The organism is Variovorax sp. J22R115 (assembly GCF_030317005.1).
Lineage (GTDB): Bacteria > Pseudomonadota > Gammaproteobacteria > Burkholderiales > Burkholderiaceae_C > Variovorax.
In genome coordinates this window covers 471,111-497,142 of record NZ_JASZYM010000003.1, presented here as the reverse complement: position 1 = coordinate 497,142, position 26,032 = coordinate 471,111, and the positions used below count along the sequence as shown (strand labels likewise).

Genomic DNA, 26,032 nt, shown 5'->3' with positions numbered 1-26,032 from the left:
GCCCAACTCCGACAACCACTCTGACATCACGTTCCCATGTTGCTGTACATGGGAACGTAGCTTCATGGTCCATGGCGGCCGCCGCAAGGACGTGGTTTATTGAGCGCTTACATTCTGTGGACATCTGCGACCGTGAATGTCTCTTTGCCTGCCTGCAGGGCGCGCCACTGCACCACGTAGAACAGCTTGAGGATGAAGTCCGGGATGCCGAAGGTGTAGTAGTGGAAGACGTTGCGGAACGCCACGCTGTACTCAGGCGGCTGTCGCAGCAACATGTAGCGCCAAAGTGCGTTCATGTACAGGTCGTAGTCTGAAGGTTGGCCATCGACGACGAGAACATCCAGCGGGTCCCAGTGCGGAAGGCCATTGCCGAATTGCCTTCGCAATGTGGCCAGGCGCCGCCCGAGGGCGACCTCGATGTCGGAGGTCGCCACGAGCAACAGCGGCACGCTCATGTCGGTGGAGGCCTCGAAGAGGATGCCTGCAGCCCACTTCTCAGTACCTTTGCTGGGTTTGCTGACCCCGATCTGCCCGCCGTCATAGTCTTCGATGGGCGGAGCGCCGGACTTTTGCGCCTCATCGACAATGAGAATGCCGACTCTGTGGCACTCTAGGAGGCGCTTGGCCACGCCGACCAGCGCCAGCTCGGAGTAGCCTCCCTCCAAATAGAGCTTTACGTAGTCTCCCGGGGGATACAGGCGCGCTATGGCCGCAATGATGGCTCGCGCCAGGTTCTCGCCGGTGTTGTTCTTGTACGGCGTCTGAACGAACAGGAGGGGGATTTGCCACAGGTTGAATTCCTCGTGGTAAATGATGGGTGGAAAGAGCCTGGCAATTTGGCGGATGGCAAATGTCTTTCCTGCGCCGGGAATCCCAATGAGAGCTGAGCACAAGTTATGCGCGAGGCCCCCATCAGAGGTTGTCCTCTCCACACGGCCCCTCAAGTACTCCGACTGCATGCGGCGATTGGCAGCGGGGGAGTTCGGCTCCCTGCCTACGTAGCCCTCGCAAATTTCCGAGTAGATGAACTCAGCGAGTTCACAGACGTTGGGCAGGGCAAGGAAGAACCGCGACAAGGCCCGCAGCCTCAGGCGCCTTTCGTGCGCGCTAAGCTTGCGCGTCGCAACCGAGAACTTGGGAAGAACCTGCAGGCGCTGTTTCAGCGCCTCCGGTTTGGGCAGCGGTGGCAATGCGCGCACAAGGACGTTGTTGGCAAATCGGCCTCGCAGCTTGCGCAGCTTCGCCACAACGAAGGCAAACTTCTGCGCCACGTGGTTGATGATTTGTGCCATGGCTAGTGCCCCTTGCTGCGCAGTGCCCTGAGTGGGTCTTTGATGATGATGTGATCCAGGTTTTCCTCGCTGGCATCACCGATGTGAGCAGCCACAACAGCGGGTGCTGGGGGCTGCTGCGGCTGCTCCTGCTCGTGGGCCTTATTGGTTTTGTCGCTATCCTTGGCGCCAGTTAGAGCCTGCTGCCGCTTCTCGGCGAGGGCCACGGAGCGCTCCCGCGTTTCCTCCTCACGAATCTCGACACCGCCAGAGGTGCGTGAGATGCCTAGGTTCTTGGCACGGTTGATGGCCTCCATCGCCAGCTTGTGCGAGCGCTCGATGCGCTGACGCCTGTCGAACTCAAGCTGAATCTCGAGCTGGAGGTTGTACCTCTCGGCTTGCGCAGCCTGCTCCTTGACGATGCGCAACACGCGCTGTGCTTCAGCAAAGGAGCGCCTGCCGTACATCTCGTAGGCAGGTGTGAGCGTGGCAGTGAAGAAGGTGCCGGGGATTTGAGGATTGAGGATGAAGATGCGGTCCGTCAGGCGTCGGTCGTACTTGACCTCCACCCGGAATCGCCTGATTCCTGCCTTCACCAGCCAGTCCCGCTGCTCAATTTCAGGGCAGCTGAAGTGCAGGCCGTGCAGAACCACGCCGGCGTTGGTGACAACAGCACGCTTGTTGGCCAGAAGCTCCCAATAGACGTCGACCGGGTCCAGAGCCGTGCACATCGTCCCGGACTCTTGCGCGTCCCTAGTGAAGACTTCCACAGGGATGAGGCGATAGCCGTCTTCAATTGCATGCGGGCGCATCCGCAGCTTCTCGTGCATCTTTAGGTTATGGAGGTACACGAACTCCATAACCTGCGCGCGGAACTCGTCAAGTGTCCACTCCGCATCGTGTTGGTAGTCGGCGCCGACTCGTTTCAGCGCCTCTGCGGGCGGCTGATAGCCCGGTGCCACGTCGCGCAGCGTGACGTGGTTCTGCATGAAGAGGCACTCCACCTGTCCCTTGCTGCTGCACATGTGGGCAGGCAGGTTCACAACGGAAACTCGGATGCCCTTGGTGAGGTGGTCGCTCATCACCCCCACGTACTCACTGCCGCGGTCCGCAATCAGCTCGCAAGGAGCAAGCGCAACCGCGGGGTGCGCGGCGCGTCCGCGGAACTTGACGCCCAGTTCCTTGGCCAAGTCTTCCGGGTCCTCAAAGATGGACAGGAATGCCTCGCACGCGCCGTGCCAAGACGGTGCGTCCAGCGTGGCATGCCACCCCACGACCAGCTTGCTGAAGCGGTCGATGATGAAGTACAGAGTGGGCTTCCCGATGATCTTGTTGGTGTTCTTCTCCGCTACGAGATAGATGTCTGCTTGCGTTGAGTCCACTTCGTACTGGTGACCTGCGCAGACAGCCTCCTGGAGCGCGGATCCGGTCCTACCCGCCAAGTTGTTGAAGACGTGCCCCGGCCCCGCCTGTCTGAAAAGCATGTAATAGAGCGGCAGGTTCTTGCGTAGCAGCCTGTAGAACTGCTGAAAGCTAGGCATTTGCCCAACGGGTAGCAGCTGTACGCTGCCCTCGGCGTCGACCGTACTCCAGTGGGTCTTGCAGCACTCCTTGTAGGCCCGCCTAACTGTCACTCGCTTGTCAGCGTCGAGCAGCTTGACTGCTTCCAGGATGTGTTTTTTCGAGATGGCGCTGAGGCGAAACGTAGGCTGCCCGTCATCCCTTACACGACCCGGTGCCTTGCGGGCGAGCACTGCGTCCTCCAGCAACTGCTGAAGGTCCTCCCCGCGGCAGTCGAAGTCGGGCCGCAGCGCGTCGCGGTTCATACCTCCCCGCCAATAGCGCACGAGCCAGCCCATGAGGGTTTTGGCGGTGATTTCAAGTGCATTCTGGTATGTCAGAGCAAGCTTCTTGCGCCCTTGCTTGTAGAGAAAGCGGGCATCGTCGACCATGCAGCGGCCCGCGAGTTCGGGGCACTCGTCGGCGGTGAAAATCCTGGTCAGGGCCTTCCATCTGCGGGCGATCTCTGCGGAAGCCTTGTCTGACGTCTTTTTGCGCTGTGGCAGTTCTCCGGGCGAGAGAGCCGGGGCGAGCTTTTGCCAGTCGTTCTGCAATCGTGCGAAGAGTTCGAGGCGAGGTATTGCGTACGGCAGGCAGTGCCGAGAACGCGGGCCCAAGTCGATGAGGAATGCGAGCACCTCACTGCGGTTTCCTGGGCTTTCCCGCTCGAGGAAAACGAGCCGGCGTTTGGCTCCATGGCGGTCAATGTAGACGTCGTTGCGTGCTGGAATGAAGGGGAGAGTGGTGACTGGAGCGAAGTCCGCGTGGGATTGTGATTCGGGCTTCGCAGGTGAGTCGGTCTGAGAGAGTTCAAGCCTGCTCATATTCGACCTCCGGCAATTCAAAGGGTTCAGGGGCGTGCGTGCTGAGGGCGCTGACTGGCCCGCGCAAAATGAGATGGAAGTAGACGGTCGTGTCGAAGCTGAGGTGGTGAAACCACATCAGCCGGCGCATGGCGAAGACGCTCAGTCCCGGCGCGTAGCCGCGCCTGGTGTCGTGTTCGCTGAGGAACTCCCTTAGCGGCTGGCGGGAGCTACCTTCAATGGCGTTCTCAAGCTCGTTGAACAGCCGCGTGCAGCAGACCTCAATTTCATACTCGGGAGTGCGCATGTAGTTGCGCTGCAGCACGCTCATGCGAATCCACTGGAGGTTGTGAATCAGCTGCCACGGGTAGCTCGCGTCTGTGACGTGCCTGATGGAGAAGCCTTTGCGAAGGGCGTACTCATGCCGCAAGGCGTAGTGCTCTTTGACGCGCCGCGTCTCTTCTGTCATTGAGTGCTTGCAGTCAATGAGCTGAGGCGGCTTGCCGGACGTGAACAGCAGACCGTCGTTGGTTAGTACGGCGACAATCTTGGTGCCCCAGTAGCGGGGATGCGACATCCGGAGCTTGCGGGCGACATCCAGGGTGATTTCGCGCTCCATCGGGACTTGTTCGAGGTAGTCCTCGAAGTCAGGCCTGAATTCCGCTACTAAGAAGGCGCACTTCTCGACATTCGAGAAAAAGGTGTGCATGCGCTCGGTCTTCGGCGACCACATCCTGGTAGTCACTCCCTTGGAGGAGATGTCGCCTAGATGCAGCCAAGGTTTGTAGGCCTTGCCGCGCCCTTGTCCGTACCCCTGCGCGATGCGCTCGTCCAGCTTCTTTTGGGTCCATTTGGGAACTCGGCGGCCCATGAACTACCTCCTCGGGCAATTCAGTTTGTGTGCCGCGCGACTGAGCTGATTTTCATCAGTGTGGTGGAAGGGGCTCATGCGTGGATGGTTCGCGATGGTTGTGGGCCTGTCGGGCAGCCTGATGAGGGCGCTTGAGCGAGCGCGGGAACGGGGCATGGCGAATCTCCTGTTGAGTGATCAGCACGCTCGGAAGTCGGCGGCCGGGGAGACGGTTTTCACTTTCCGAAACTCAAATGGAAATGAGGGTTTGCTCCAAGTCGCTGTTACATCAGCTTCCGGGAAATGAAACAGGCTTGGATGTGCCAGTTGCGAAAGGCCATCTGGCGGTTGGGACGCGTGATTGCTCGCCTATGACGCGCAGAAAAAAAGTGACAAGAAACGAGGCAATGCGACGGGTCATCAGGGAACTTTTTCGCTGAGAGTCGAGCGACTTGTTACATCGAGTTGCCAAGCCGGTGGCAAAGTGCATGGTGACTTTGGGGGAATCGCGTGGATCTACACGAGGAAATGACCGTGTTCGTCGAAGTCGCTCGGCAGGGCAGCTTTGTTGCTGCGGCACGCGAGCTCGGCAAATCGCCGCCAACCGTCACCCGGCGGATGAAGGAGTTCCAGGCACGCTACGCCGTCGAGCTGATCAGTCGTACAGCCACTGGTTGTACTCTCACTGCGGAGGGGGAGGCATGCTTCAGACGAGCAGCGCTGATTCTTCAGGACATTCGCGAGCTCCTGTCTGCTGGCGCAGAACCTGCCGGACTCATTGATGCTCCGCTGACCGTGCGATGTCCGGCGGGGATGCAGTCGGGATTGCTAGAGCCTTGGATCAGTGAATCCAACAGCGCCGTCAGCGGCTTAGATATCCAGTTTTTGACCGAGGATTCGGGGGCGCGCCCCGGCGATGACGCGGCGGATGTGACCATTGGATTCTCGAATCCGCCCTCGGGTATTGTGCGCATGTTGGGCGTCGAGAAAACCGTGTTCGTGGCGTCTGAGGAACTCGCCTCAACCCTGACGCAACCCTCGGACTTCCAGGCTCTAAGGGATCAAAGATACCTTTGGCTGCCCGGGCAGATGAGTGATGGTGGGTCGTTTGTCTCCCGACGCTCAGACCATTGGGAGCCCATCGACCTCAAACCGCTCGGCTCAGTCGAGTCATCGAAATTTGCTCTGGACGTGGTGCTCAAGGGTCTGGCCATAGGCCTCCTGCCGACCTGGCTCGTTCAGTCCAGGCTGCGGACCGGAGATTTGGTACGCGTCTATCCGAAATGGAGCATCAAGCCGCCTGCGCCACGGGTTCTGCGAGCGTTTACGCAAGTACCGGCGAAGCCGGGGTCGCCCGCGAGGCGATTCCTTGATTTCGTCAAGACATGCTGCGACCGAGCCGAAGAACTCGCCGTCGATGCAAGGGAGCAAGCGAGGATTTCGGAGCGTGACCGAAAGCGCAGATCTGCCGCGTGAAGGGACGCGCGCCCTCAAACAGGCGAGAGCCGAGCTACAGCGTAGTGCCGCATGGTCGACAGGGCTTCAGATGGGAGGTGCAGGGCCCGCGAGAAGTCCCTCCGAGCAGGCGCGTGCCGGGCTGACGTTCTTCATGGTCACTTACTACCCACTCGGAACGCATAGGAGGGATTTGCTTCTTGTGCGGAGCGACATTAGAACGTGAAGCGAGGCGCGCTTGGAACGTGAAGCAAGACCCCAAAGATTGTGAAGCGCCCCTCTGAGACGCAGTCTTAGCGTGATGCACCAGGGTTGGATTCGCAAGGCGTGCTTGAGCCCCCTGAGTTCGCGCCTGTTTTTTGTAACCGATCGGTGTCGTGGTTGGCGAGGACAAGGCGGCCACGGTCCGTCCAGAGCCCAATGACTAGGCACTTCGCCGCGGGCTCCAGAGTGTTCCCCGTCGACGCTCGATCCGGCAGCGAAGCGAGTGGAGAGTTCGAACGAATTTGTCTGGCCATCCTGGTGACGAGGGTCTAGGGCGACATCAACTCCAGAAGGAAGCACACCATGACCGTGGGCTATGAAAGACGCAGGGCCTTGGAATGGGCGGGAGAACTGCTAAGGGACCTCAAGTCCCCGAGCGAAAGGCATGAGCAGCTCTGGGGTGGGTCGGTCCCGCCAGAGCTAAAGATGCTGGCTCATCGCATCCTCAGGCACTACCCCGAACCTTGGCAACTGGATGCGGCGGTCGAGAGCGATGACCCCGTGTGTTCGTGGATCAGCAAGGAACCGCTGCGCTAGCTCGCGGAGTTCACGATCCAACGCTGCCGACCTGCAACGGTACGTCTGAGCGGGCTCAAAGGTCGGCTGATCGGCGCTCAGCAGTCGCGAGATGGGACCATCCGATTCTTCGGCAAAGTGCCCGATGCAGACATCTGCGTGAGCTTGTCGCACTAGAGCCCTCGGCCAGGACCAGACACTCGGCGCAGACGTTCAACGAGGCAAATGAAGACCTTCGATAGCTGCCATTGACGGATACCAGCGATTCATCTCGCCATACAAGGACTTCGGATGCGCACATCGAGTGCGGACGGGCAGAGCTTCCTGTTCGCGGTTCGCAAAGCGAGCGATTGCTCGCTTGGGGATGGTGGCCGGCCCGGCCATCGGCCACTCAGCAGACCTTCGGCATCGGCGGTTGTGAACGAAAGCAGAGAGTCGAGCAGCGCGACAGTACGCGCCATCGTGAGCGGCGTGCTGGGGTTCCGGAAGGGCCATCGCTGAGTGGTCGGAGCGAGTCGACCAGCGACGAACGCTAGCGCGCAGTGCTGGCCCAGAACGCTGATAGCAGGCGCACCAGTTCTTCGGGCTGTTCCTCGGGGATGAAGTGCCCGCAGTTCGCAACCACGCCGCCCTGGACGTTCTCGACCACGGTCGTCAGCAACTCGCGCGTCTTGTCGCCGAAGCTCGCATCGCCGCCCAGTGCGAGCACCGGCACGCGCACCTTGTCGCGCATGAAGCGCTCGGTTTGCGCCTGCGTTTCGAAGATCGCACGGTAGACGCCCAGCACGCCGCTCACGCCGCCCGGTGCGGCAAAAGTGCGCATGGTTTCGTCGAAGGCCGCCTGCCCGATCGCGGCAGGGTTGGCGCTGTAGTTCTCGTAGAACCAGGTCAGCACCTCGCGCTCGTGATCGGCGAACAGCGTCTCCGCGAGCCCAGGTGCGAAGGCCAGCGGCCACCACCACAGGCCGCCCCGTACGGTGCCTTCGGGCGTGAACTGCATCAGCCGCGCGAGGCATTCGCCGGTGATGATGGGCTCGTCCAGGTAGGCCAGCGTGCGGACCTCGTCGGGATGATGGCCGGCCCAGACCAGCGCCGCCGGCGCGCCCATGTCGTGGGCCACGATGTGCAGCGGCCCGATGCCCAGATGGCGCAAGAGCTCGCGGAAGTCCGCGACCAGCGTGTGTGCGTCATAGCCTCGCGCCGGCTTGTCCGAATCGCCGAAGCCGCGCATGTCGGGCACGATCACCGTGTGCGTCCGGGCCAGCAGGGGCAGGACCTTGTGCCAGGACTGCGAGGTGCCCGGAAAGCCATGCCAGAGCAGCACGGGATCGCCTTGGCCGGCAACGGTGTAGTTCAGACTCACGCCGTTGACGCGTGCGGTTTCTCGAGTGGGGTTCATGGAAGGAGGGTGTTACGGCTTGAAGATGGAAGTTGCTGGTCGAACGCTGACGCAGCGACGTCGATGCTATGGAGGCGAATCGCCAGCCGGTAGATGGCCAGGGAGCATCACGCTGGTGCTACTTAGACACCAACGAAGCGAGGATTCGAATGTCCATTCTTCTCGCCGCGGTTGCCGGCAGAGACTGCGATTGGTGCCGCCGCGACAACAGCATGAGTCATCGCGCGGACCTACCCTCTCGCATGTGGCGAACCTACGTGAATCACGCCTCAGCCTCTTGCCCACCGCATGCGAACAGTGGGCCGGCTTTACTCTCGGTGATGAATTCCGCTCCCCGGCTTCCCCATCACCCCAACGTCCGCCTTCGCGTCACCACTACGTCGGCTTCGGAGAATTGCGAACTTCGGCTTTGGGGCCAATTCTGTTGAAAAACTCGATTTTGGCGTGGCGACCCACTCGACTTTTACGTATAGGGCATCGAAGGTGCACTCGACGTACCGCGCGACCAACCGCAGCACGAAACTCGCCTGAGTGCCTCTACGCAGCTCTGATGAGCATCGATGCAAGTCGCGCGCTCTGTGGTTGACGTTTGGGCGTCCGCAAGCTTTGTCGCCCAGTCGAGTTTTTCAACAGAATTGGGCCCACTGCGGACTGTCGACTTTGAGGAGTGAACTACCGCTTCGCACCAGGAAGCGGCTCTTCAGCGCCCCGAAGCAGTTTCATCGAAAAACACAGACGCGCGATGCGTCGCGACCGCCTCGACAATCTAAAGGCCAGCGGCGCGCCGGTCGACTGCGGGATCGGCTTCGGCTTCGTCGTGCTTGAACCGCAGCGCATCAGCCTGCGCTTCGATCTCGCATTCGGTGCAGCTCGAACTCCGTTTATCTTTTTGCCACCGAGGCTTTCTGAGCCCGAGGATCACGGGGCCATTGCGATTTCACTCGGGCGCCAGGTCTTATTGATCCATGGCTCCGTCGGCCCGTACATGCGCAGGATCACGAACCAGCTCTTGCCCGGAACCGTCTGCAGCCAGTTGCCTTCCTTGCCCTTTGGCGCGTTCGGCGCGAAATAGATGTCATAGGAGCCATCCGAGTTCTTCTCGATCCCCTCGGTCTGGCTTCCGACGGTAGGGAACTTCTGGCTGGTCTGGAGCTGAGAGCGCGTCTGCGTGTCATACATCGTGAGGGCCCAGAAGTCGTTCACCGGCACATTCGGAGGCAAGTGAAGCTTGTAGGTCTTGGAACCGTTGAACGCCTGTTGCTTCGAGTCCAGATAGGCCAGCGCGTAGTCGGACCCCGCCCCAGGAACGGTTAACGCCATGGCAGGCGTCACGCCGCCCGCATTGAAATAGAACAGAACAGCAGCGTCGAAGTTCTTGGCCCCGTTCGCCTCGAACGAGGTGTTCTTGTTGGCGAACGCGGTCGACCAGGCACTGTTGGTATCGGGGTAGATGAACACCCCATCGATGCGGGGGTGGTAAGTGATGACGCGGCTGGTCGCATTGCCCATCGTTGCGGCCTCGATCAGCAGCTTCTTCATCCGGTCGTTGGGTGCGAAGTGTTTGCCCTTGATGATGCCGATCGCTTCGATCGCGCCGCGCTGTGCCGGTTCGATCGCATCGATCGGTTCTTCCTGAATGATGCTGTTCAGGCGCTCGAAGTAGCCCAGGTCATTGGGAAACAATGTGCTGAACGGCTTGCCGGACATATCGACAAACTGAGTCGGCGCCGGCCTGGCTACGTCCTTCAGCGGGTACACACGCAGGCCGGACGTGATGTTGTCGACAGCGGGCTTGAGTCCGTCCTTGATGGAGCCGCGCAGGAAGAGGAAATTCTTATTCGTCCGCGGCTTGAGCAGGAAATAGCCATCTGGCACGGTGCCGGTGTAGCCCGGTGGCAGCACGAGGTACTTGCCGCCCTTGCCCTTGTCGGGCCCCGTGACGCCGATGTCGCCGACGTATCGTTGCCAGGCATCGTCGAGAAAGCCGAGCATTCCCGGCGGCACCTCGATCACCGTCGGCCCATCCTTTGCCAGATCGGTGCCGGAGTACGCGTACAGAGTGGACGTGTTGGCCGTCACGACCAACGTCTGGGAATCCATCAACTGCGGGAACAAGGCAATCTTGTTCGGTGCACTGGCGCCTTGCTCGGCCAGCCCCGCAAGAACGCTGTAGATCGACACGGCACCGACATTGTCGAGATAGACCCCGAGCCCACGCGTGCGATCGAGATTGTCATAGACCTTCTCGACGGTGGCGCCCGTGGGCACACCGTCGAAGAAGTCCAGCGTGCCGATCGGTGTCTTGACCTTGTCGTCGATCGAGATCGACTTGAGGGTCTGAGAAGATACCTGTGCCCGTGCCGCCCCCGAGCCGGGCAAGGCTTGCACCACAGCGATTCCCGGCACGGCCAGTCGCCACAACGTCTTTTTCATGATGTTCTCCTTTGATCGAAAACCGAGCGGCGATCCGGTTCAGCGAACCAGTTCGACCTCGCTCGGCCGCCAGGCTTTGGTGAAGAAGCTTTCTTCTGGGCTGTAGAAGCGCAGGATCGTGAACCAGCCTTTGCCGGGGGTTGTCTGGATCCAGTTGCCATCCTTTGCCGCTGCTGGCTTGGAGGGTCCGAAATAAACCGTCGTCGAGCCGTCCGGATTCGCAACGGCAGCCGGCGACGGGTATGTCTGGCTTCCGGCGCGCGGGAAACGCTGCGGCGTCTGCAGCATGGAGCGCGACTGATTGTCGTAGACGGTGAACGACCAGAACCTGGCCGCCGGAATCTTCGGTGGCAGGGTCACCTTGTAGGTCTTGCCGCCATCGAACGCGTTCTTGTCGGCGTCCGTGAAGCCCATCAGGTACTGCGATCCGACGTTGGGCACGTTCATGATCATGCCCGGCGAGTCCATCGTGTAGCCGTAGTAGAACGCGGCTCGCGAGTCGAGAGTCCGCGCGCCGGTCGGCGGCGCGGGCTTGAAGCTGCCGTTGGCAAACGCGGGCGGCGGCGTCTCGAATGTGAAACCACCTTGCCACAGCATGCTGGCCCACATCGAGCCGGGGTAGTACGCCCAGCCGGGATACTCGGCGCTGCGCCAGTTCAGTGATCGTCCGGCGGCATTGCCCACGGCAGCGGCGTCGGTCAGGATGGCCCGCATCCTGGCGTCCGGTTTGAAGGGCTTGCCCTTGACGATCCCGATGGCCGCCAATTGGCCCAACACCTCGGGATCGAACGAGGTGGCCGGCTCCAGTTGAACCAGCTTGTCGATCATCTCGAAGTATGAGTAGTCGCTTGGCGGGATCGTGTTGAAAGACTTTCCGCTTGCCTCGAAGAACTTCGTGGGCGGGACGGGCGCGTTGGCCGCGAGCCGGATCTTCCCTTCCATCGCCGTGGCAATGCTGGTGCCGTATCCGCCTGGTGTGTAGGGATAGATCTTCAGGCCGTTCTTGATGTTGGCGACGGAAGGTTTGGGATCGCTGTTTTCCATGAACGCGCGCACCGCATAGAGGGCGTGCGTGGTTTTCGAGCGCCCCACGAAGAATCCGTTGTCCGGAAGCGGTCCCTCGTAACCCGGCGGGACGATCAGGTACTTTCCACCAAGGCCTCGATCGGGACCGGGAGCGCCAATGTCAATGACCCATCTGAACCACAAGTCGTTGACAGTTCCGAGTTGCTGTGGTGGCACCTCGACGACCAACGGCCCCTTTGTCAGATCGAGGACCGCGATGGTGTAGATGGTGTCGGCATTGGCAGTGAGAAAGAGCGAGTTCGAGTCCATGAGATCAGGGAAGATGACAACCGTGTTGTCCTCGGCTCCGATACTCTTGAAGCCTTCGCGCATCGCGTACGCCGATGCCCCCGAGAAGGTGTTCATGAACGCGCTGATGCCGCGAGCAAAGTCGACGCTGTCGTACGCCTTCCGCGTGGTTTCCGCGCTGGGCGCGCCGTCCTTGAATTCCAGTGTCCCGATGCGCGTCTCGACCCTGTCGGGCGTGCTGATGGCTGCGGGAACAGGGGTCGTCTGCCCGAATGAGAAGCAAGGCAAAGCCAGGGCGGCGAATGCCGCGAGAGATGACATGGGCGAGGTTCGTACTTTCATTTCCACTCTCCTTTGGGTTGGTGATCGATCGAAGAAGCGATAGGCGATGGAGGTCTCACTTCGGAAACATCAGCTGCGCTTGCAGCCGTAGAGACCAACGCGGCGAGTTGTCGGGGCGCTCGACGTTGTAGTAGGCCGAAGCCTGAAGGTTCACCGGCAGCTTGCCGAAGCGCACGATCTTGCCGACACCGCCGCCGAGCGGCACCGTCCACTTCTGCCCGCTGTCTGCTTCCCAGTTCGCCGTGATCAAGGGCGAGGAGGTCAGATAGAAGCCACCCGGGAAGTTGTAGTTGAGGAAGGGCTGCAGCGTCATCAGGTTGTACTTCGGGTCGGTGCTGGACCCGCTGACCGACCAGATGTTGTTGATGAGCGCGCCAAAGACCCAAGGGCTCCCCTTCTCGAGGTGCAGCACGACGGCCGTGGGCCCCAGGCCCCAGCGGTCATTGCCGAGGACGCTATTGGTGTTCGTGGGCAGTTGCGCCACCGCGCCGACACCCCAGATCCACTCGCCGGAATTTTTGGGCGACAGGAAGCCGTTGACCTGGATGTCACCGAGACCGAATGTCGATCCCTGTCCAGGCACCGATTCCGGCTGCCAGATCAGCGGCAAGATGGTCCGCGAGATCAGGTTCCAGTCCGAGTTGATACTGAACGGCACCACGGGCTGAATGTTCAACACGTTCTGTGTCTTCTCCATGGGCCCGGTGTCGAAGTTGGTGTTCAGCTGAAAGGGCACGCTGATCAGGCTGGCCAGCGGGTTCTGCGCCGCCCTGGCGAGTTCCTCGTTGCTTTGCTGCGAGTGTGCTGGGACTGCCAGCAGGCCAGAGAGCAAGGCGCCTAGGGTCCAGTGGCATCGACGATGCATGCGATGCGTGAGCCGTTGTGTGCCCATGGAACCTCCGCCATCAAGTTGAAGCGCGCAAGGCGGTGAATCTGTGTGCGAAGGCCTCGGACCACTTGTTGAAAGCATCACGCGCATAGCTCCAGCTGGTGAACGAACTCACGTAGCCGTTCCTCCACTTCACACCGGGTTGCAGCCAGCACAGAATGCCTTCGTCGCCGGGCGTCGGCTTGAGCCTGCCGGGATCGGTCAGGAATCCGACCTTCCTGATCTTGGCCTCTGCGTTGTTGGAAGCCGCGATGCCGGTGCTGCCTGTATTGGGTGTGGAGCATCCCGGGACGAGGAGAACAGCCGCAATCGCCCCGAAGAACAAAACGATGAAACCGAATCGGATCACTGCATGCTCCAGACATCAAAGGGATGTGGCCGGAAGGATATGGACAAAAGCGCTCACGCGCACCTTCCCTAATGGGCAGTAGACAGCGATCGCAAGGGCGCAGAGAGTGCCGGGGAAGCCCATGAGCACCACCATGCCCATCTATGTCGCAGTGGTCGACGACGATGAAAGCCTTTGCCGTTCGCTGGGCCGGCTGCTGCGCGCTTCGGGAATGCAGCCGATCGCCTACGACTCCGCGGAGGCTTTCCTGGCCGACACCAAGCGTCCCCGCTTCGACTGCTTGATCCTCGACGTCCAACTCGGAGGCATGTCGGGCATCGAACTGGCCCGGCGCCTGGTCGCCGAAGGGGCTCAAACGCCTTTCATCTTCATCACCGCGCACGATGACCTGGAAACCCGCGCCGCAGCGCAAGAAACTGGCTGCGCAGCCTACTTTCGTAAGAACGATCCCGGCGCCGATGTCCTCGACGCCATCCGGCGGGTCGTCCCGTGAGTGTCTTCTAAACCAACCGGCATCTTGGCGTAGACATACATTTCGCGACGATTCATGACAACGCACACGCTGATCCCGATCCGCAGCCTCCTCGGCGCGGCGTTGTCCTTGACCGCAGTCCTCGCGCAAGCCGACGAGGGCGGCGTGCCATTCTGGTTCTCGGGGCAGTACTCGAGCCTTTCGGCCACGCCGGCCACGCCCGGCTGGTCGTTCACGATGATGGGCTATGGCTACAGCGGAAGCGCCTCTGCCAGTAAGTCGCTGATCCGGGGCAACACCGTGGCGGCCGGGGTGAGTTCAGATGTGGCGCTGCTGCTCGCACAGCCGAGCTACGCGCCCGATACAAAGTGGCTGGGCGGCCAGGCCTCGATGGGCGTGGGGTTCGGCTACGGAAGAAACAGAACGAAGGCGGACATCTCCACGTCCGCTGCCTTCGGCACGCAGTTGAATCGCAGCGATACGATCAACGGATTTACCGACCTGTACCCGGTGGTGAGCATTGCGTGGACGGAGGGCCTGAACAACTGGATGACCTACGCGACCGGCGACATCCCTGTGGGTGCCTACGATAGCAAGCGGCTGGCGAACATCGGCATCGGGCATGCGGCCTTCGATGCCGGTGGGGGCTATACCTACCTAGACGCGCAGACCGGACGCGAGTTCTCGATCGTGGGCGGCTTCACCTACAACTGGGAAAACTCGGACACGAAGTACAAGAACGGCATCGACTCGCACGTGGACTGGGCGGCGTCGCAGTTCCTCTCGGCCAACTGGCAGGTCGGGGTTGCCGGCTACGTGTATTACCAACTAACCGGAGACAGTGGGTCGGGAGCAAAGTTGGGGCCGTTCAAGTCACGCATCGCCGCCATCGGCCCGGAGGTCGGTTACGTGTTCAAGGTTGGCGGCTTGCCCGCGTACGCGAACGTGCGCGCCTACTACGAGTTCTGGGCGCAGAACCGCGTTTCGGGCTATGCGGTGTTCGCCACGGTGGTGCTTCCGCTTGGGAAGTGAGTTTCCTGGCTTGCCATGAGAAGAAGTCTTGCCACTTCGCTGTTGCTGGCCCTGTGCGCGTGTGGTTCGTACGCCCGCAGACATGGACATCCGCGTCACCGGGCCGGGTGGTCGACAAGGGGCTTCCTTCCGGCTCCTGGATGACCTGAAGGCCGGCATGTACTTCGTGGTCGGGGACGATTCCCCCCAATCTGCTCACGCTGAACCCCCGCGCCGCTAAGCTGATCGCGGCCGGTACGCCCTCTCCTCGATGCACCTCAATGGCAAATCATCGGCATGCCAGAGTAGATCCAGAACGCGACTGCGGGCGTGCCGATCACCCAGGCAAGCGCTCGCCAAAGTCCACCTTGCCAGAACCGTTCCATCATCACCCGTGCTCGTGATGATCGGACGGTTCCGACAATGGCCCGCTGTTCCCTCGGACTACCCTCGCGCACGACAGGGTGGGATGTGTGAGTCATCGAGTCTGAACCGATGCCCTACGGACCCCGGCCACCGCATAGAACAGGCCGATCACGAAGATGGCGATGCTGATCCCCTGCAAGGCCAGCCATGTGTTTTTTCCGGCCTGGACGGGCTCGAAGAAGAAGTTCGGCCAGAAGTAGTTGAAGATCGCATAGCCCGCCCCCGCCGCCACCAGTTCGGCGATCAGGCCATACGAGCAGAGCGCGGGCGCAATGCGCTCGTGCTTGGAAATTTCCGTCGCCGAGCCCTGCCGTGACGCGGCCAGGTAGCACAGGCCGATGACCGCCATGCCAAGGCCACCTGTCTTGAGCGTTAGCTCGGCGAGGATCGCCGGACACCCCCACCACAACGTCATGTTCTTCAAGAAGACCGGACCCACGTCTCCAGCCAGCGCGCCGTGCATGTAGTGCGCGATCGGGATGAATCCAGTGATGAAGCCGGTGACAAAGAGCCCCAGACCCCAGTGAATGAATTTCCATCCCAACCCTGTGTGCGTCACGGGAACGTCGTCGTTCATTGCAATTGCCGCGTTGCTCATGTGATGCCTCCTATCGTTCATTTCTGCTCTCACGTGGATCCGCGAGGCAGCATATGCCCAACGAAGTCAAGACGCACCTTCCCTTTCGGGCAGTAGACGAGCGGCAATTGCCCCACTCTCCAGCGCCACATCTACGCATTCACGGATTTCCGTGAATTCTCCGTGGACGGAGATTGGTGGCTTTCCGTGATTGAGCGCGGGACGGCCCGACGGGACACTTGCTTCCCATCTGCACAGCCGTGCCCACCGAGAACATTGGAGACAAGACATGATCAACCTGCACGACAACGTGAAGCTGCCCGCCGCCGGCATGACCGGGTTCGAGACCCCGCTGACAGAGGAAGAGGCTGCGATCCAGCAGAGCGTGCATCGCTTCGCGCGCGACGTGATGCGGCCGATCTCGCAGGAACTCGATCGCATGACGGCGGAGCAGGTCGTCGCTCCTACCTCGCCTTACTGGACCGTCTTCTCCGAGTTCGCCAAGCTCGACCTCGACCCCGCGCTGATCGCGCAGTTCCCGCCGGAGACTGCGGTGCGCATCGAGTCGCTTATCGGCGAAGAACTCGGCTGGGGCGACTCGGGCCTCGCCGTTTCGCTCGGTGCGGCCGGCTTTCCGCTGCAGATGGCCCAAGCCGTCGGCAACGAGGAACTGGTGGAACTTTCGATGGGAAAGATCGGCTGCTGGATCGTCACGCAGCCTGACAAGGGAAGCGACATTACGACTCTCTATCCCAAGCAGGACGGTGCGCCGGGCGTGCCTTTCAATCGTGGCAACCTGCTCGCCAAGGTTGGCGCCGACGAGATCGTGATCAACGGGCAGTGTTCGTCGTGGGTGTCCAACGGCGCGTCGGCGCAAGTTGCGCTGGTCTACATGAACGCCGACTACGGCGACGGCGAGCTGTATGACGACGAGGGCCGTCCGCACGGTGTCGCCATGGTAGTGCCGCTCGACCTGCCCGGTGTCTCACGCGGCAAGCCGCTCGACAAGATCGGACAACGCGCATTGCCGCAAGGCGAAATCTACTTCGACAACGTCAAGGTGCCCAAGCGCTTCGCGGTCGCGTTGAAGGATGACTACTACGGCAACTTCGCCTCGGCGTGGTCTTTTGCCGGCACGCACATGTCGCAAGTCTTCACGGGCGTCGCGCGCGCGGCCTTCGAACACGCACTTGCCTACTGCCATGACCGCAAGCAGAGCGGTGCGCGACTGATCGATCATCAGCTCACGCGCTTCCGGCTCGGCGACATGCTGCGGCGCGTGGAACTCGCGCGCTCGGTGGCGCGCCGCTCGCTCGCCTATGCGCGGTTGTCGCCGTGCTCGCATCCGTATGTCACCGCCTCGGCGAAGGTCACGGTCACGGAAGAAGCGATGAAGGTCACGAGCGAGGCCCTGCAACTCTTCGGCGGCTTCGGCACGTCGCGCGAATACCCGATCGAGAAGCTGTTCCGCGATGCGCGTGCGGCCCTGATCGAGGACGGCGAGAACAACGTCCTGACCATGCGTCTGGGCTTGCTGGCGCACCGCCTGTTCGACGAAGAAGGCTGGACTCAGAACTGAGGCTCCGATCGGGTGGAACCTCAGGCTTGAGAGTCGTCCGCGTTGGTCGCGTCGCTCATCTCGATGCCTGCCTCCAGCGCCAGTCTGGAGAGTTCGACGGTCGAATGCACGCCGCATTTGCTCATGATCGCCGCCCGGTGCAGCTTGACGGTACGTTCGTTGATGCCGAGGTCGCCCGCGATCTGCTTGTTGAGTCGGCCGCGCAGGACGTGGGAGAGGACTTCGCGCTCCCGCACCGAGAGTGCGGCGAAGCGCTTCCGCAACCGATCCTGGTGCGCTCTCGCATCGCGTTCGTGCTCGCCGCGGAGCAGGGCGCGCCTCACGGCGTCCAACAATTCCTCCTTGGGCGCGCGCTTTTCCAGGAAGTCCTCGGCGCCGCCGCGCATGGCCCGCACGCTGGAGGCGATGTCGCCATGGCCGGTGAGAAAGACCAGGGGCATCGGGTTGCACGTGCGCGAAAGCGCTCGCTGCAGTTCCAGGCCGTCCACGCCGGGCATCTGCAGATCGGCCACCACGCAGCCCGGCGTCGCGTCTTCGCATTGCGTGAGGAAGTCGCCCGCGGAACTGAAAGTCTTGACCGCGAAGCCGCTTGCCAGTAGCAGTCGCGATGTGGCGGTCAGGAACGATGGATCGTCATCGACGATGTACACCGTGGGTCGTGCTTCGCTCATGTCGTTGCGCTTGCCACGGGCAGCGTGAAGCGAAGGCTTGCCCCACCCCCGTCGCGGTTCTCGGCCCACAGGCGGCCGCCGTGCGTCTCGATGAGGGTGCGCGAGATCGACAGGCCCATGCCCATTCCGGTCGCCTTGGTGGTGAAGAACGACCCGAACACTTCTTCGAGCCGGTCGTGTGGAATGCCTGGGCCGCTGTCGCTGACTGCAATCTCGACGGTCTGGGTGCCGACGAGCGCCGCGCTCACGACGATAAGGCGCGCCTTGCGGCCTGCCTCGTCGATCGCGTCCATGCCGTTGGAGATGAGGTTGAGCAGCACCTGTTGAAGGTGCACGCGGTCACCCAGCACCGGCGGGACGTCGTCCGCGATTTCCACCACCACCTTGACCTGACGCACGGCTGCGTCCGGCCGCACCAGGGCGGCGACATCGCCCACGAGTTCGCTCACGGGGAGCGGCTGCACTTCGAGGTCGTGGCGCCTGAGCATGGCGCGCATGCGGTCGATGACCGCACCCGCGCGCTGGTCGTCGGCAAGGATGTCGTCGACGATCGAGCGAATCTCATCGAGGTCCGGTGGGGCCGTCTGCAGGAGCAGCGATGCTGCTTCCGCATTCCGCAGGATCGCGCCGAGCGGCTGGTTGATTTCGTGGGCGAGGGCCGAGGCGAGCTGGCCCATCACCGACACGCGTCCTGCATGGGCGATTTCCTGACGCAGGCGAACCATTTCCTGCTCGGCCTGCTTGCGCACTGTGATGTCGCTGCAGGCACCGCGCGTGCGAATCGGGCGGTGTGAGGTGTCGAAGTCCACGCGGCCCTGGGCGAGAATCCACCGGATGCCACCGTCGGAGGAGGTCGTACGGAATTCCGTGTGGTACTCGCCGACGCCCTCGGCCTCTTCCGAGAGGGCTTGGCGGACGGCATCGCGATCGTCTCCATGCACCTTGACCAGCAAGCGGTCGAGGTCCAGCGGCTCCGTTGGAGAGACGCCGAATAACTCGCGCGTGCGGGGGCTGGCCCAGAACGTGCCGCGCGCGATGTCGCGAACCCAGATGCCCAGCTTCGCAGCTTCGGCCGCGAGGGCCATGCGCTCTTCGCTTTCCCGCAACTCCTGGACGAGCTGCGAGGCGCGCAGCACGTTCCTGCTCAGCTCGTAAGCCATCGTCAGCACGAGGGCCAATGAAAACAGGCTGATTGTGATCGGCGCCTGCATGACGCCCCAGAACACCAGGATGGACTGCGCGATGCCAGCGAGTGCGAAGAAGGTGGCGCTGCCACCGACCGTCAAGGCCGCAACCCGGTTGCCGCGCCGCCAGGCCATGATGCTCGCGTCCGCCACAAAGACCACGAGCAGGCACGTGGCCAACTGCCCGACCAGCATCCAGGGATTGGGTGTGCCGAGCGCGGCGGAGACATCCTCGCCAAGAAAAGGAACGCGCACCACCGTCGTGATCTCGCGATAGTTGAGACCCTGGCCCGTCGTGAAGTTGGGCAGAAGCGAGGCGGTGCGCAATCCGATGACGCTCCATCCAAGCCATGATCGGCCCGCCCTCAGGTATGTTCGCACGAAGGCGACGAGAGACAGGTTGATGAGCCAGATTGGAATGTGCGCCCAACGGATGGCCGTCGCGTAGTCCGCCGGGGTCTGCGCATGCAGCATCGCGGACTCGCAAATCGCAAAGATCGCGGTCGCCAGGGCCAGCAGCGAGAAGAAGAAGCTCGGCCACGCCGTCCGGTCCCTGAGCCAGACCGGCAGATGGACGCCTGCGAGCGTCAGGCAGGCCGCCGAGATCATGGACCAGACGACGGTGACCCAACTCATGGCGACGCCATCGCTAGACCAGGCCCCATTCGCGCGCGCGCGTCACCGCCTGCGTGCGGTTCTTCGCGCCCAACTTGCCGTTGATGCGCCGCAGATGGCTCTCGACGGTGTTTTCGCTGATGAACAGCTTGCGGCTCAGCTCCTTGTTCGAGAGGCCGTCGGCGAGCAGGCGCAGCACCTGGCGCTCGCGCTGACTAAGCAGTCCCTCGGCGGCGCTGTGGGTCGGCGCTGAAGGCTTGGCGGCGAGGCTGGGATGCAGGGCGTCGTTGACGGCGGCCAGATGCAAGGGCCGCACGCCGTCACGCGTCGCCATCGCGTCCAGCAGTGGTTGAAGATGCCAGGGTTCATCGGCCAGCACCCGCACCAGACCCTTGGTGCTGGCAATGTCCAGTGCCTGCTCCAGCACCTCCAGCGCCTGCGGGCGCTTGAGCGCCGCCTCGTAAGCTTGCGCGAGCAGGCATCGCAGGCGCACGGCGCGACGCGTGTGGTTCACCGCCTCAGCCTGCGCGACCGCTTCCTGGATGCGCGGGATCATCGACGGCGCAGCCCCCGAGCGCATGGATAGGCGCACGGATGCGATGAAGGCATCGTCGAGATCTTCCGCATAGGGAAACTGGCCGGGCTCGGATTTCCAGCCGCCACTGTGCTCGATCAGCGTCATGAGGTGGCGCGCGCCCGCCAGGTCGCCGGCTAGCAGCGCGAGCCTCAGTTTTTCCTGCCGGGCCGCTGAAGCGATGCGAGGAATGCCCCAGGCGTCGCCCAGGTCGAGCATTTCGGCCAGTGTCTGTTGAACGAGCTCTGTGCGCCCGCGCAATGCATGGGTGCGCGCCGCGAAGCGATAGGCCGCAATCACGTGGTCGGGCACGCAGGCGTCGCGGATGACCGGGAGGTATTCCTCCAGCAACAGTTCGACGGCCTGGAGGTCGTTCATCTCGTAGAGCGCTTCGGCCAGGTGGCCGGCCGCGACGCCCGAGGCGTCCGTGAACCGATAGCCCGCCTCGATGACCTTGTCCAGCGTGGCCTCGAAGCGCAGGCGAGCCTCGTGCACGTTGCCCTGGTGCAGATCGATCGCACCTTCCAGGCACATCGTGTGGTTCACCCCGTGGATCTCGCCGACATAGATGCGCTTGGCCGTGGCGAGATAGCGCAGGGCCTGTGCGTAGTCGCCGCGGCTGATGCAGTCGAAGGCGGCGACGTTGTGGATCAGTCCCAGCATCCGCGGCGGGGCGGTATCGAAGCCGTCCATGCAGGCGAGGGCGAGGGCGGCGGCTTGCGGGAGGTCGTCTCCCCACATGAATACGGCCAGCTTCGCGCCCACCAGCTCGTGGGCAACCTGCGATCCCGGCTCGGCGATGCGCCCGACGATGTCGATCAGGCGCGACGCTGCCGGTCGCCGGCGCTGGATAGCCATGGCGTAGGCGCCCGAGATGGCCAATTCGGGGTGGGTTTCCAGCAACTGATCGGGCGTCGCGTCGATCCATCGGCGCAAGGTGTCCATCTGGCCGGTGTTGACCATCTCGGCGGCGCGAAGCGCCATCCATTCGGCCGCGAGATCCTGTTGCCCGCCGGCGACCGCGTGATGAATCGCGAGCATGAGCCGGCCTTCCGCCGCCAACCATCTCGCCGCCTTGACGTGCAACTGCGCCGCCGTATCCCGCGTGGGAAAGCCGGGCTGGCTGCGAAGAAAGGCCAAGAACAGCGGGTGGTACCGATACCACTCGCCATCGGCTTCCATCGCCAGCAGGAAGAGGTTGTCCCGTTCGGTCTTTTGCAGGAGGGCAGCGCTGTCGTCGCGTTCCAGCACGGCGTCGCACATGGCGGCGCAGAGGCTTTCGAAGAGGGCGGTCTGCAGCAGGAATTCCAATTGGCGTGCCGGCAATCGCGCCAGCACGTCCTCGACCAGATAAGTCGCCATGTCGCGGGAGAAGTCGCCCTTGTTGCGCAGGACGGCGTCGATGCCGGAGGATCCGCTGAGCGCCGTCGCGAGTTGCAAGGCCGCGGGCCAGCCGTCGGTGCGCTGCTGCAACCGGGCCAGGTCGGCTTCGTCGAGGGCGGACGGCAGGCGCGAGTCGAGATAGTCGCGTGTTTCGTCGACCGAGAAGCGCAGTGCGTTCTGGTCGACTTCCAACAACATGCCGCGCGCCCGCAGACGCCCCAGCGGCAGCGGCGGCTTGGTGCGCGAGCCCAAGACGATGCGCTGGTTCGAGCCAAGCGTATCGATGACGCGGCCGAGCGTGGCAAGCACCTCGGCGCTGTCGATGTGCTCCAGATCATCGACGAACAGGGCAAAGCCCGATTCGATCTGTGCCAGCGCTTCTAGCAGCTGATAGGCGTGGCTGCCGGCCGTCGTCTCCGGCTCGACGCGCTGTGCGAGTTCTTGGGTTTGCGACGACTCGGCCAGCACACGTGCCAGGGCCGATTGCAGATGGAAGACGAAGCGCCCCGGATCGTTGTCTTCCACATCCACGGTGAGCCATGCCACCGGGATGTCCTGCGCGCGTAGGGCGCGCAGCCACTGCGCCATCGCGGTGGACTTGCCATAACCCGCCGGCGCGCTGATCAGCACCACGTTGGCGGTGGTTTGGGCAAGAACGGCGGCGATGGCGCTGCGCTCGATCTCCCGCAATGCCGGACGCGGTGCGCATAGCTTCAGGGAAAGAGGCCGGGGACCAAGGGACGACATCGGGCACTCACCAGCGGCGGGACCGGTGATTTCGGGAGGGATCTCGATTTTGGCACTCCGGTATTGCGCGATGGCCTGGGTGTAAATCCGTAGGCCGTTTGGCCGGGAGTCACGGATTTCCGTGAACGCCCACCCGTGCAAATTGCCCGGCTTTCCGTGATTGAGCAAGCCCCCTCGAAAAAAGACACTGACTGCATCCCAAACACACCTATTCAGGAGACTCTCAGTGGCAAAGCATCCCGTCGTTGTCTATGGCGCCAGTGGTTACACCGGCATGCTGATCATGGACGCGCTCATCGACCAGAACATCCCGTTCACCGCGATCTCGCGCAGCGCTGAACGCACCCGCGAAATGATGGCCCAGCGCGTCGTTCGCCTGGAGTCCGCGACCTACGAAATCATCGAGTGCGACCACAGCGTCGAATCGCTCACCCGCGCCTTCGCGGGCGCCAAGGTCGTTTGCAACACGGTCGGGCCGTTCGTGAACTTCGGCCTGACCGCCGTCGAAGCCGCCCTGAAGGCTGGTTGCCACTACCTCGACACGACAGGCGAACAAGGCTACATCCGCCAAGCGCGCGACCAGTTCGGCGACCTGTACCGCCAGGTCGGGCTGCTGCTGGCACCGTCCACCGCCTACATGTACACCTTCGCCGAGATCGCCGCAGAGCTTGCGCTCGAAACGCCCGGCGTGGATGCGCTCGAAACCGCCTCGCTGGCGCGCGGACCGCGCGGCGTGGGCGCAGGCGTGACGATCGGCTCGACCGCCTCGATCTTCGAGCTGTTCCGCCAGGAGCAGTGCTACCTGTGGGAGAAGAAGCTCGTCCCGCACGCGCCTGCCGCCAGCTTCAACCTCGTGACGCCCGAGATCGCCCAGCCGGTGTTCGGCCTGCCTTGGGGCGGCACCTCGCTGCCCGTGTTTTTCGAGAACGATGCCCGCGTCCGTTCGTGCATCTCGGCCGTCGGCTTCTATGACAACGACGTGATGAAGCTGGTGCATTCGATCGGCCAGAAATGGGACACCGAGTACAAGCACATGGCCAAGGCCGAGCAGGACGCCGTGATCAACCAGCTCGTGGCCTCCACCACGCCGGTGATGCCGCCCCGCGAGCGCACCACGATCCAGCGCACGGTGGACTTCGCCATCGGTCGCGGCCAGCTCGCCGCGGTGCGCGCCACCGTGCACGGCGTCACGCCTTACCTCGCCACCGGCGTGCTGCAGGCTGCCGCTGCGATGAAGCTGATCGACAACGAGACCCACAAGGTCGGCTTCGCGTCCGCAGGCAAGGCTTTCGGCCACCGCTACCTGCTGGGCTTCCTGGAGCAGCGCGGCCTCGCGCGCGCCACCGTCACGCAACTCTGAGGAGGCCTCGTGGCCATCATCGACTTCTTCGACCGCGGCTGGCGCATCAATCCGACCGGCATCGCCTACATCCAGAATGAGCGCAAGCACAGCTTCGACGAGGTCGGAACCCTGTCCTGCCGCATTGCCAACGCGCTGCTGGCGGACGGCTTCGGCATGGGCACGCGCGGCGCCGTCTGGGCCGGCAACGACGTGACCGCGTGGGTGTGCACCCTCGGCCTGTGGCGTGCGAACATGGCGTGGATTCCCGTCAATGCGCGCAATGCAGCCGAGGAGAACCACCACATCCTCGACACCTTCGATTGCGAGGTCGTGTTCTTCCAGGGGGCCTTCGCCTCGCAGATCGACGGCCTGCGCGAGCGCCTGCCCAAGGTCAAGCGCTGGATCTGCATCGACGACAATGCCGCTGGCGCGGTCTCCCTCGACGGCTGGGTCGCGACGGCACCCAGCAGCCGGCCCGACGTGGCCTGCGACATGGACGACACGATCATGCTGTCGCCCACCGGCGGCACCACCGGCATGCCCAAGGGCGTCGAGAACACGCACCGCAGCGTGCAGACCTTCGTCACGCACTTCATGACGAGCATCGGCTACCTTGCTGACGAGCCGGCCGTCAATCTGGCTGCTGCGCCGATGACCCACACGGCCGGTGTCTTGTCGGTGCCCTGCACGGCGCGAGGCGGCACGGTGGTCGTACTGACCAAGCCGGATCCTGCGCTGCTGCTGGATGCCATCGCGCGCCACAAGGTGACCGAGATCTTCCTGCCGCCGACAGTGATCTACAAGCTGCTGGACATCCCCGGCATCGAGAAGGTGGACTTCGGATCGCTGCGCTACTTCCTCTATGGCGCCGCACCGATGTCGGTGGAAAAGCTCAAGCGTGCGATCGAGGTCTTCGGTCCGGTGATGACTGGCGGCTATGGGCAGACCGAGTGCCCGGCCTCGATCTCCTTCCTCACGCCGGCCGAGCACTTCGTGGCCGGGCGCATTGCAGGCGACGAGCGCCTGTCGTCGGTAGGGCGGCCCAACCCTCTGGTGCGTGTCGAGGTCATGAATGACGCGGGCGAGATCCTCTCGCAAGGGCAGACCGGCGAGATCTGTGTGCGCGGCGACCTGGTCATGAAGGGCTACTACAAGGCCCCGGACAAGACAGCGGAGACCATCGTCGACGGCTGGCTGCACACCGGCGATATCGGGCACCTCGACGCCGAGGGCTATCTGCACATCACGGACCGCAAGAAGGACATGATCATCAGCGGTGGCTTCAACGTCTATCCGAGCGAAGTCGAACAGGTGATCTGGTCGCACCCGGCGGTGCAGGACTGCGCCGTCATCGGCGTGCCCGACGACAAGTGGGGCGAGGCGGTCAAGGCTGTGGTCGAACTGAGCCCCGGCCAGCAGGCCGGCGCTGAAGAGTTGCTGGCCCTGTGTCGCGACAAGCTGGGGCCCGTGAAGTCGCCGAAGACGGTGGACTTCATTCCCGCCCTGCCACGCAGCGCCGCCGGCAAGGTGCTCAAGAAGGACTTGCGCGCGCCTTACTGGGCCCAAAGCGAGCGAACGATATGAGCGCGACACCCATCTCCACCAACCCCACGCGGCGTCAGTCGTCCGCGAGATCCTCCATGACCACCACCCAGACCAAGGCTCTTTTCTACTGCGGCGCTCTCTTCAACTGGGGCGGCGTGCTGATCCTGTCGCTGCTGGCGGGTCCTCTAGGCCTGCAGCCGCCGCACCTGAACCTGTTCGGCCAGATCGCGCTGCTCGCCATCTTCGCCTTCGGCTGTGGCTACTGGATGGTCGGAAGCAATCCGAGGGCGAACCGCGGCATCGTCGTGCTGGGCATCTTCTCCAAGCTCGGCGTGGTCGCGATCGTATGGGCGCACTGGTTGGCCGGCAACGCGACCACCCAGATGGCGGCGCTTGTGATGGGCGATGTGCTCTTCGCGCTGCTGTTCGCGATGTACCTCAAGCGCAGCGCCGCCTGACGC

At 62.9% G+C, this 26,032-nt stretch carries 21 protein-coding genes; 9 read left to right on the top strand and 12 right to left on the bottom strand.

The annotated features are described in order from the left end of the window. Window positions 1-107: 107 nt before the first annotated feature. From QTI04_RS07635 to QTI04_RS07625, 3 genes are read right to left on the bottom strand one after another with little or no spacing between them, the layout of a single operon-like run. The gene (locus QTI04_RS07635; RefSeq protein ID WP_286614843.1) at window positions 108-1,292 is read right to left on the bottom strand and encodes an AAA family ATPase; all 1,185 of its coding nucleotides are present in this window, start codon (window positions 1,290-1,292) and stop codon (window positions 108-110) included. A gap of 2 nt (window positions 1,293-1,294) precedes the next feature. Next, on the bottom strand, window positions 1,295-3,655 hold the full coding sequence (locus QTI04_RS07630) for a hypothetical protein (protein WP_286614842.1): 2,361 nt from the start codon (window positions 3,653-3,655) through the stop codon (window positions 1,295-1,297). Beyond that, window positions 3,642-4,505, bottom strand: a complete 864-nt coding sequence (locus QTI04_RS07625; RefSeq protein ID WP_286614841.1) for a TnsA endonuclease C-terminal domain-containing protein — start codon at window positions 4,503-4,505, stop codon at window positions 3,642-3,644. Before QTI04_RS07625 ends, QTI04_RS07630 begins: the two co-directional genes overlap by 14 nt. 507 nt (window positions 4,506-5,012) lie before the next feature. Between QTI04_RS07625 and QTI04_RS07620 the strand changes: the two genes are divergently transcribed. The 3 genes from QTI04_RS07620 (at window position 5,013) to yidD (ending at window position 7,140) form a co-directional block, all read left to right on the top strand. Next, window positions 5,013-5,960, top strand: coding sequence for a LysR family transcriptional regulator (locus tag QTI04_RS07620; RefSeq protein ID WP_286614840.1), 948 nt, complete (start codon window positions 5,013-5,015; stop codon window positions 5,958-5,960). 546 nt (window positions 5,961-6,506) lie between these two features. Then, entirely contained in the window at window positions 6,507-6,740 is a 234-nt protein-coding gene (locus QTI04_RS07615) for a BPSL0761 family protein (RefSeq protein ID WP_286614839.1), read from the top strand. 217 nt (window positions 6,741-6,957) lie between these two features. Continuing rightward, window positions 6,958-7,140 (top strand): membrane protein insertion efficiency factor YidD, encoded by a 183-nt coding sequence (gene yidD / locus QTI04_RS34275; RefSeq protein ID WP_369292796.1) that lies wholly within the window; start codon window positions 6,958-6,960, stop codon window positions 7,138-7,140. Window positions 7,141-7,251: 111 nt separating this feature from the next. Here the strand turns inward: yidD and QTI04_RS07610 are convergent, their stop codons facing one another. The 5 genes from QTI04_RS07610 to QTI04_RS07590 form a co-directional block, all read right to left on the bottom strand. After that, entirely contained in the window at window positions 7,252-8,118 is an 867-nt protein-coding gene (locus tag QTI04_RS07610) for an alpha/beta fold hydrolase (RefSeq protein ID WP_286614838.1), read from the bottom strand. Window positions 8,119-9,036: 918 nt separating this feature from the next. Beyond that, window positions 9,037-10,551 carry a DUF1254 domain-containing protein gene (locus QTI04_RS07605; RefSeq protein ID WP_286614836.1) on the bottom strand — a complete coding sequence of 505 codons (1,515 nt, stop codon included), beginning with the start codon at window positions 10,549-10,551 and terminating at the stop codon, window positions 9,037-9,039. A 39-nt stretch (window positions 10,552-10,590) separates the two neighbouring features. Beyond that, window positions 10,591-12,207 (bottom strand): DUF1254 domain-containing protein, encoded by a 1,617-nt coding sequence (locus QTI04_RS07600; RefSeq protein ID WP_286614834.1) that lies wholly within the window; start codon window positions 12,205-12,207, stop codon window positions 10,591-10,593. A 55-nt stretch (window positions 12,208-12,262) separates the two neighbouring features. Continuing rightward, window positions 12,263-13,099, bottom strand: coding sequence for a transporter (locus tag QTI04_RS07595; protein WP_286614833.1), 837 nt, complete (start codon window positions 13,097-13,099; stop codon window positions 12,263-12,265). A 13-nt stretch (window positions 13,100-13,112) separates the two neighbouring features. Further along, window positions 13,113-13,445: a hypothetical protein gene (locus QTI04_RS07590; protein ID WP_286614831.1), complete on the bottom strand. Its 333-nt coding sequence runs from the start codon at window positions 13,443-13,445 to the stop codon at window positions 13,113-13,115. Window positions 13,446-13,566: 121 nt separating this feature from the next. Here QTI04_RS07590 and QTI04_RS07585 point away from each other — a divergent pair, with 121 nt between their 5' ends. Together QTI04_RS07585 and QTI04_RS07580 are read left to right on the top strand one after the other, a co-directional pair. After that, window positions 13,567-13,938: a response regulator transcription factor gene (locus tag QTI04_RS07585; RefSeq protein ID WP_286614829.1), complete on the top strand. Its 372-nt coding sequence runs from the start codon at window positions 13,567-13,569 to the stop codon at window positions 13,936-13,938. A 54-nt stretch (window positions 13,939-13,992) separates the two neighbouring features. Further along, the gene (locus QTI04_RS07580) at window positions 13,993-14,949 is read left to right on the top strand and encodes a transporter (RefSeq protein WP_286614828.1); all 957 of its coding nucleotides are present in this window, start codon (window positions 13,993-13,995) and stop codon (window positions 14,947-14,949) included. 457 nt (window positions 14,950-15,406) lie between these two features. Here the strand turns inward: QTI04_RS07580 and QTI04_RS07575 are convergent, their stop codons facing one another. Next, a complete protein-coding gene (locus QTI04_RS07575) occupies window positions 15,407-15,952 on the bottom strand; it encodes a hypothetical protein (protein ID WP_286614827.1) in 546 nt (181 codons plus the stop codon). A 268-nt stretch (window positions 15,953-16,220) separates the two neighbouring features. Here QTI04_RS07575 and QTI04_RS07570 point away from each other — a divergent pair, with 268 nt between their 5' ends. Further along, the gene (locus QTI04_RS07570; RefSeq protein ID WP_286614825.1) at window positions 16,221-17,510 is read left to right on the top strand and encodes an acyl-CoA dehydrogenase family protein; all 1,290 of its coding nucleotides are present in this window, start codon (window positions 16,221-16,223) and stop codon (window positions 17,508-17,510) included. 20 nt (window positions 17,511-17,530) lie between these two features. Here QTI04_RS07570 and QTI04_RS07565 read toward each other — a convergent pair whose 3' ends face one another. From QTI04_RS07565 to QTI04_RS07555, 3 genes are read right to left on the bottom strand one after another with little or no spacing between them, the layout of a single operon-like run. Continuing rightward, window positions 17,531-18,181 carry a response regulator transcription factor gene (locus tag QTI04_RS07565; protein WP_286614824.1) on the bottom strand — a complete coding sequence of 217 codons (651 nt, stop codon included), beginning with the start codon at window positions 18,179-18,181 and terminating at the stop codon, window positions 17,531-17,533. After that, window positions 18,178-20,001, bottom strand: a complete 1,824-nt coding sequence (locus QTI04_RS07560; RefSeq protein WP_286614823.1) for an ATP-binding protein — start codon at window positions 19,999-20,001, stop codon at window positions 18,178-18,180. Before QTI04_RS07560 ends, QTI04_RS07565 begins: the two co-directional genes overlap by 4 nt. A gap of 13 nt (window positions 20,002-20,014) precedes the next feature. Next, a complete protein-coding gene (locus QTI04_RS07555; protein WP_286614822.1) occupies window positions 20,015-22,684 on the bottom strand; it encodes a LuxR C-terminal-related transcriptional regulator in 2,670 nt (889 codons plus the stop codon). A 226-nt stretch (window positions 22,685-22,910) separates the two neighbouring features. On the opposite strand from QTI04_RS07555, the gene QTI04_RS07550 reads away from it, so the two are divergent. The 3 genes from QTI04_RS07550 to QTI04_RS07540 are packed head-to-tail and all read left to right on the top strand — an operon-like array spanning window position 22,911 to window position 26,029. Next, the gene (locus QTI04_RS07550) at window positions 22,911-24,044 is read left to right on the top strand and encodes a trans-acting enoyl reductase family protein (protein ID WP_286614821.1); all 1,134 of its coding nucleotides are present in this window, start codon (window positions 22,911-22,913) and stop codon (window positions 24,042-24,044) included. 9 nt (window positions 24,045-24,053) lie between these two features. Beyond that, window positions 24,054-25,610: a class I adenylate-forming enzyme family protein gene (locus QTI04_RS07545; RefSeq protein ID WP_286614820.1), complete on the top strand. Its 1,557-nt coding sequence runs from the start codon at window positions 24,054-24,056 to the stop codon at window positions 25,608-25,610. 56 nt (window positions 25,611-25,666) lie between these two features. Continuing rightward, the gene (locus QTI04_RS07540; RefSeq protein WP_286614818.1) at window positions 25,667-26,029 is read left to right on the top strand and encodes a hypothetical protein; all 363 of its coding nucleotides are present in this window, start codon (window positions 25,667-25,669) and stop codon (window positions 26,027-26,029) included. The last annotated feature ends 3 nt before the right edge of the window (window positions 26,030-26,032 follow it).

Coding starts and splice junctions, on each gene's coding strand:
- QTI04_RS07635 (WP_286614843.1), bottom strand. CDS start 1,292: ATGGCACAAATCATCAACCACGTGGCGCAGAAGTTTGCCTTCGTTGTG.
- QTI04_RS07630 (WP_286614842.1), bottom strand. CDS start 3,655: ATGAGCAGGCTTGAACTCTCTCAGACCGACTCACCTGCGAAGCCCGAA.
- QTI04_RS07625 (WP_286614841.1), bottom strand. CDS start 4,505: ATGGGCCGCCGAGTTCCCAAATGGACCCAAAAGAAGCTGGACGAGCGC.
- QTI04_RS07620 (WP_286614840.1), top strand. CDS start 5,013: ATGACCGTGTTCGTCGAAGTCGCTCGGCAGGGCAGCTTTGTTGCTGCG.
- QTI04_RS07615 (WP_286614839.1), top strand. CDS start 6,507: ATGACCGTGGGCTATGAAAGACGCAGGGCCTTGGAATGGGCGGGAGAA.
- QTI04_RS07610 (WP_286614838.1), bottom strand. CDS start 8,118: ATGAACCCCACTCGAGAAACCGCACGCGTCAACGGCGTGAGTCTGAAC.
- QTI04_RS07605 (WP_286614836.1), bottom strand. CDS start 10,551: ATGAAAAAGACGTTGTGGCGACTGGCCGTGCCGGGAATCGCTGTGGTG.
- QTI04_RS07600 (WP_286614834.1), bottom strand. CDS start 12,207: ATGAAAGTACGAACCTCGCCCATGTCATCTCTCGCGGCATTCGCCGCC.
- QTI04_RS07595 (WP_286614833.1), bottom strand. CDS start 13,099: ATGGGCACACAACGGCTCACGCATCGCATGCATCGTCGATGCCACTGG.
- QTI04_RS07585 (WP_286614829.1), top strand. CDS start 13,567: ATGAGCACCACCATGCCCATCTATGTCGCAGTGGTCGACGACGATGAA.
- QTI04_RS07580 (WP_286614828.1), top strand. CDS start 13,993: ATGACAACGCACACGCTGATCCCGATCCGCAGCCTCCTCGGCGCGGCG.
- QTI04_RS07575 (WP_286614827.1), bottom strand. CDS start 15,952: ATGAGCAACGCGGCAATTGCAATGAACGACGACGTTCCCGTGACGCAC.
- QTI04_RS07570 (WP_286614825.1), top strand. CDS start 16,221: ATGATCAACCTGCACGACAACGTGAAGCTGCCCGCCGCCGGCATGACC.
- QTI04_RS07565 (WP_286614824.1), bottom strand. CDS start 18,181: ATGAGCGAAGCACGACCCACGGTGTACATCGTCGATGACGATCCATCG.
- QTI04_RS07560 (WP_286614823.1), bottom strand. CDS start 20,001: ATGAGTTGGGTCACCGTCGTCTGGTCCATGATCTCGGCGGCCTGCCTG.
- QTI04_RS07555 (WP_286614822.1), bottom strand. CDS start 22,684: ATGTCGTCCCTTGGTCCCCGGCCTCTTTCCCTGAAGCTATGCGCACCG.
- QTI04_RS07540 (WP_286614818.1), top strand. CDS start 25,667: ATGACCACCACCCAGACCAAGGCTCTTTTCTACTGCGGCGCTCTCTTC.